The sequence below is a fragment of the Acinetobacter harbinensis genome, assembly GCF_000816495.1.
In the GTDB taxonomy this organism is placed as follows: domain Bacteria; phylum Pseudomonadota; class Gammaproteobacteria; order Pseudomonadales; family Moraxellaceae; genus Acinetobacter; species Acinetobacter harbinensis.
Genome location: NZ_JXBK01000003.1, coordinates 34,463 through 37,463 on the forward strand (window position 1 = coordinate 34,463; position 3,001 = coordinate 37,463).

The 3,001-nt window shown below is 43.8% G+C and carries 2 protein-coding genes; both read right to left on the minus strand.

The features are described 5' to 3' along the window. On the minus strand, positions 1–1,960 hold a 1,960-nt coding region (locus SE27_RS14705), incomplete at its 3' end, for an efflux RND transporter permease subunit (protein ID WP_455550024.1). Beyond that, on the minus strand, positions 1,950–3,001 hold a 1,052-nt coding region (locus SE27_RS13110), incomplete at its 5' end, for an efflux RND transporter periplasmic adaptor subunit (RefSeq protein WP_455550025.1). The genes SE27_RS14705 and SE27_RS13110, both read right to left, overlap by 11 nt.

Genomic DNA, 3,001 nt, shown 5'->3' on the forward strand with positions numbered 1-3,001 from the left:
CATGAGGTTTTAACAGTACCACGCCATCTGAAATGTTGGGTGGCATAACATCTGTGGCCACTTCTGCTGTACCGGTACGGGCAAAGATCGCTTTAATTTCAGGAAATTCTTTCAACAGTAACTTTTCAGTATTTTCCTGCATTCTCAGTGACTGTTCTAACCCTGTACTTGGGGAACGCATTTGCTGAACAGCAAAATCACCTTCACCCAGTTGAGGTGCAAACTCGCTACCTGTTTGAGTGGCTAGCACGCCCGTAAGCACTAAAATACAGGCAGCCACAATAGTCACAAATAAACGAAGCTCATAGGCTTTATCTAAAAGCAGTTCATATTTGGTTTTAAGCCAATGCATCCAGCGACTTTCGGTTTCCTTGACTTCTCCAGTGACAAATAGGGCAACTGCGGCTGGCACAAAAGTGACAGATAAAATCATGGCCCCAATTAAAGCCAGTACAACAGTCATTGCCATAGGATGGAAAAGTTTGGCTTCTACACCCGTCAGGGTAAAGATAGGTAGATAAACCACCAAAATAATTAACTGTCCAAAGATGAGAGGACGACGCGCCTGTTTTGCAGCCAAGAAGACTTCTTTAAATCTTTCAGAACGGCTAAGTAAACCACCTTTCAGCTTCTGAGCTTCTGCTAGCCGACGGATACAGTTTTCTACAATAACCACTGCACCATCAATAATAATACCGAAGTCCAGTGCCCCTAAACTCATCAGATTTGCACTAATCTTCTGCTCTGCCATTCCCGTCAAGGTAAACAGCATTGACAGTGGAATAACGCAAGCCGTGATCAGCGCAGCACGGAAATTACCTAGAAAGAGAAATAAAATAACAATGACGAGGATTGCACCCTCAATCAAATTTTTCTGAACGGTTTTGATCGCCCGATCAACCAAATGCGTACGGTCATACACAGTCTCAATCACCACACCTTTAGGTAGCGATTGCTGGATCGATTGCACCTTTTCATCAATGGCTTGAGCAACGGTACGGCTATTTTCTCCCATCATCATCATGGCAATACCCAATACAGTTTCTTCACCATTATAGGTTGCAGCCCCTGTTCTTAAGTCATGACCAATTGAGACATTGGCGACATCTGCCACCCGAATCGGATAGCCGTTTTTATTGGCAATACTGATGTTCTGGATATCTTCAATCGTGTTTAAAGTGCCGGGAACACGAACCGTTAGCTGTTGTCCATTTTTCTCAATATAGCCAGCACCACGGTTTTCATTATTCTCTGTTAAGGCAGTTTGTAAATCAGACAAAGGAATTTGCAATTGTTGCAATCGGTTCAGATCAGGGGCAACCACATAGGTTTTATTAAAGCCACCGATACTGTTGATCTCAGCAACGCCTTTTACGCGCTGTAATTGCGGTCTTACAATCCAATCCTGAATTTCACGTAAATCCATCGCCGAATAAGCGGTTCCATCCGGCTTTTTAGCATTTGGTTCGGCTTTAATCACCCATTGATAGATTTCACCTAAACCTGTCGAAATAGGCGACATGTTAGGTTGCACATCTTCAGGCATTTCTCCCATTGCTTCTTGCAAGCGCTGGTTGATAAGCTGTCTGGCCCAGTAAATATCCGTGCCATCTTCAAAAATGATGGTCACTTGCGATAAGCCGTAGCGTGAAATCGAACGGGTTTGTTCCATTTTCGGCATGCCTGACATGGCATTCTCAATTGGATAGGTAATCCGCTGTTCCATTTCCAAAGCCGTAAAGCCATTGGCTGAAGTGTTAATCTGCACCTGAGTATTGGTAATATCCGGTACAGCATCAATCGGTAACTTTTGATAACTATAAATACCAATAGCAATCCAGGCTGCAATAAACAGCATAATCCAAATGGCGTTATGAATAGAAAACTGGATCAGCCGATCAAACAGCCCTTCAGGTTTTACCGATTCGTGGTCTGGAATGTGAGGGCTTTTAGTGCTCATGTGAAGCCTCTCCTTTTTCCATCTCAGATTTCAGTAAGAAACTGCCTTGAGCGGCATATTTTTGTCCCTGATTAAGCCCATTTACCACTTCAATCCACTGGCTATCCCCAGACGATTGACCTAATTTCACCGGTTGCGGAGTGAATTCAACTTTTTGTCCATGCTGAGTGGCGACAAAAACCACATCTTTTCCATCGACATTCTGAACTGCGGACTTAAGCACCCGTAATGCGGTACTTTCACTGCGTTGTTGCAACTGTACGTTTACCATCAAGTTTGGACGTAATTCGGTTGCATTCGATTCAACTTTTGCTCGCACCTGAAGACGACCTGTTTGAATATCCGCTTCAGTATTTAAGGTTTGAATAACCGCCCTATAGACCTTTTCAGTTTGCAAAGATTTAAATTCGATCTTTTGATTCGGGGCTAAGCCCACAATTTCAGAATTTGGAACAATAAATTCAAGCCAGAGCTGATCTAACCGGTCTATGGTAAAGAGTTGACTTGCTAACTGAACATTTTCCCCGAGAACCAAATCCTTTTTACTGATCACGCCAGAAATTGGGGCTTTTAAAATATAGCGCCCGTTACTAGCATTCACTGCACCAAATGCACTTAAACGTGATTGGGCCGCTTGAACCTGGATTTGTGCCCGTTTATAACTGTTATAAGCCCGTTGATAGTCCTGTTTTGCTGAGATACCCTGTGACCACAATTGACGCTCACGCTCAAAGTCTTGTTTCGCCAGTTCCAGATTGGTTTGTTCAATTTTAAGATTGGCCTGCTGATCAACTAGATCAGGAACAAGCAATGTAGCCAAAGGCTGCCCTTTCTGAACTTTTTGGCCGAGTTCTACATAAACATTTTCTACATGACCGCTAAAACTCGGTGAGACATGCGCTTGCTGATCCGTATTCACATTGAGTTTGGCAGGATAAGAACTTAATTTAACCACCGGACCTTGATCGACCGCTGATAACTGTATGCCCTGTTCCACCAGTTGCTTGGCCGTCAGGCTCACGCCTTCTGCATGCTCTTCGG